Source organism: Streptomyces specialis (assembly GCF_001493375.1).
Lineage (GTDB): Bacteria > Actinomycetota > Actinomycetes > Streptomycetales > Streptomycetaceae > Streptomyces > Streptomyces specialis.
In genome coordinates this window covers 1-3,023 of the sequence record NZ_LN929827.1, presented here as the reverse complement: position 1 = coordinate 3,023, position 3,023 = coordinate 1, and the positions used below count along the sequence as shown (strand labels likewise).

General features: G+C 78.6%; 2 protein-coding genes and 1 pseudogene. 1 reads left to right on the top strand and 2 read right to left on the bottom strand.

The window, feature by feature from the left end:
* Nucleotides 1–38 precede the first annotated feature (38 nt).
* Entirely contained in the window at nucleotides 39–917 is an 879-nt protein-coding gene (locus BN2279_RS29800) for a hypothetical protein (protein ID WP_059007796.1), read from the bottom strand.
* On the bottom strand, nucleotides 914–2,362 hold the full coding sequence (locus BN2279_RS07740; RefSeq protein WP_059007794.1) for a flavin monoamine oxidase family protein: 1,449 nt from the start codon (nucleotides 2,360–2,362) through the stop codon (nucleotides 914–916). The genes BN2279_RS29800 and BN2279_RS07740 overlap by 4 nt, the downstream gene beginning before the upstream one ends.
* A 225-nt stretch (nucleotides 2,363–2,587) precedes the next feature.
* Between BN2279_RS07740 and BN2279_RS29145 the strand changes: the two are divergent.
* Nucleotides 2,588–3,023, top strand: a pseudogene (locus BN2279_RS29145) (hypothetical protein); the annotation flags it as partial.

Below are 3,023 nucleotides of genomic sequence, written 5' to 3'. Positions count from 1 at the left end.
CCGGGAGTTCTGGGGGCACCGCGCCGTCCGCGCTTTGTTCAAGTCCGCTGTGAACTCCCCGGGCTCTCCCCGGGCCTTTTCGTCGGCAGCGGCAGATGTGTGTAGGGGACAGGGGTGAGCAGGCGCCCGGCGGGGCAGGTGCGCGGCTCACCGGGCCGCCAGGGCGCGACGGTGCCGCGCAGGTGCCACCGGTCGGGGGCGCCGTCGCCCCGGGGGGCGGCCAGGGCGAACAGCGCGAACCGCACCAGCAGCCCGCCGTACGGGCCGTCGCGGACGGCGTCGCGCAGCGCGGCCACGGCCGGGGACTCGTCGGCCGCGTCGGTCCAGCGGAGCCGGTCGTCCGCCGCCACCACGAACTGGTGGACGACCGAACGGGTCAGGTCGCGGTCCGGCGGGGGGCCGGGGGGCGCCAGGACGTACCGCGGGTTCTGCCAGCGGGGCGGTGACACGTCGTGGACGTCGCCGAGGACGAGGTAGCCGATGTCGTGGGAGCGGCCGAGGCGGCCGAGGGCGAACTGGCCGACCATGACGGCCGTGGTCCAGTGGGACGCGGGGTCGACGTCGAAGACGCGGGCGCGGTTGGCGGTGGTGGACAGGTACGGGTTGTGGTGGCCCCACAGGTCCACGGCCCGGCCGACGACGGGGGCGGCGGTGTCGGGGCGGCCGGGGGCGGTCCCGGCGGCGACGACGGCGGCGTCCACCCAGAAGTGGCCGTTGCCGCCGAGGTCCCGGCCCGCGACGCCCCGGCGGACGAGGTGGGCGTGGTACTCCTCGGCGGGCCGGTCCACCGGGAACGGCGCCGGCCCGGCGACGGGCCGGTTGGTGGCCAGGTCGAGCAGGCCGGAGCGGGGGCCGGTGGGCAGGCGGGTGACGGCGGTGCCCGCGAAGTGGAGGCGTGGCAGGTCGAAGACGCTCACGCGGACGCACCGGCCCCGGGCCGGTCGCCGGCGCGGCGGAGGAAGGCGTCGATCCGTTCCACGGCGTCGAGGGCCGTCTCGATCCCGGCGTTGATCCAGGCGGGCGTCGCGGAGCAGTGCTCGCCCGCGAAGAACAGGCGGCCCTGCGGGCACGCCGTCCGTTCCGCCTCGCGGACGCGGGCCGCCTCGGTGAGGCCCCAGCGGCGGGCCGCGCAGCCCCGGTGCCAGCGCCGTTCGCCCCAGGCCACGCTGACGGTCTCCCGGATCGCGGCGGGCCCGCCGAGCGCGGGGTGCAGGTCGCGCAGCTCGCCAAGGACGGCGGCGTGGCGCCGGGCGGGGGGCAGGTGGCCGAGGGCGTCGGCGTCCTCGGCGATCGTGTAGCTGCCGAGCAGCGCGGCCCCGTCGTCCGGGTCGCCCTCCACCGGGGGGTAGTACGTCTGCCGGACGCGCCCGCCGGGGGCGGAGCCGCCGCCCGCGATGCCGTCGCCGGTCCAGAACGCCTCGCGGCAGTGCAGCGCCACCTTGGTGGCCGCGCCGTAGTCCAGCGTCCGCACGGCCGCCAGCTTGTCGGCGGAGACGCCGGTCAGCCGCAGGCGGCGCAGCACGGAGAACGGGATGGTGCACAGCACGACCGGGTACGTGAGGGCGGCCGGTACGCGCGGCCCGGCCAGGGCGACCCGTACGCCGTCGGCGCGCACGTCGAGGGCGGTGACCTCGTGGCGGGTGCGGACCGGGCGGCGCAGCCGGGCGGCGACGGCGTCGGTCAACTGCGCCATGCCGCCGGCCAGCCGGACCATGCCGGGCCCGGACTCCCGGACCAGGTCGTCCAGGAAGCTCTCCAGGCGCGGGTCGCACGCCGCCCGCAGCCCGGGATGGGCGGCGAGCGCGCCACCGAGGTCGGCACGGCCGTCGTCCACGAACGGCGCGAGGTCGACCCGGCCGGCGACGGCGAGCAGCTTCCCGAGGTCGCGCCGGGCCAGCTCCCGCAGTTCGGCCGGGGCGATGGCGCGGACCATGGCGTGCAGCCAGCCGGTGAACAGCAGCGCGTCGGGCCGGTGCGGGCCACCTCCGGCGCGTTCGCGGGTGTCGTCGGTCAGCGGCCCGGCCGCGTCCCGGACCCGGACCAGGCGCCGTCCGACGCGCAGGCGGTTGTCCGGCTCGCTGAGGATGGTGGCGAACGGCCGCAGCCGGGGGCCGAGGCCGAGCCGGTCGACGTAGCGCAGGGTCAGGGTGTGGTCGGGCGGGATGCGCATGGCGCCCAGCTCCGCCACGGGCCCGTCGGGGCCGGCGAAGCGGTGCGTCCAGATCCGCCCGCCGATCCGCGCGTCGGCCTCCAGCACCACCACGTCGTGGCCGCGCCGTTCCAGCTCCCAGGCCGCGACCAGTCCGCTGATGCCCGCGCCCAGCACCGCGACGGCGGGCCGCACGGCGTCCGTTCCGTTCACCGCACTCCTGCCCCCTTCCCGGCCCTGTCCGGCGCGGCGCTCACCGCGTCTCGATCCTCGCGCCGGGGCGCCGGGGTCCACATCCCGCGCGGGCGCTGTCCGGGGCGGAGTCCGGCCGGGCGGCGGTGGTCGCCCGGGCCGGGCGGCGGGCGCGCATCCCGCACGGGCGCGCGGTTTGTCGCGCACACGTCCATGCGCCCGCGCCGGGGAGGGTGGGATGGCCGCATGGCCCCCGTGTCCCCGCCGCGCCCGGCCCGCGGGGCGCTGTCCGTGCCGGCCGTGCTGGCCGGGCTCGCGCCGCAGGTCGGCGCCGTCTGGCTGGCCCGCGCCCTGCTGGAGGGGCGCGGGCCGGGTCCGGGCGCCCTGTGGTGGGTGGCGGGGGTGACGGCCGCCGCGTCGGTGGTGCCGCTGGTGCCCGGTGTCCTGGCGCGGGCGGGCCCCGGCGCCGGCGCGCGGTGTGTGGAGGCGGTGGTGGCGGGCTTCGCGCTGTGGGCCGATCCGGCGCTGGCGGGCGGGGCGGGGGGGGGGGCGGCGGGGGGGGGGGGGGGGGGGGGGGGGGGGGCCCGGGGGGTGGCCCTTATACACATCTCCGGGCCCACGGGAGAGGGGAGGAAAACCGGAGTGCGCTTTTTTGTTGGAAAAAAAAAAGAACGCGCAGAGG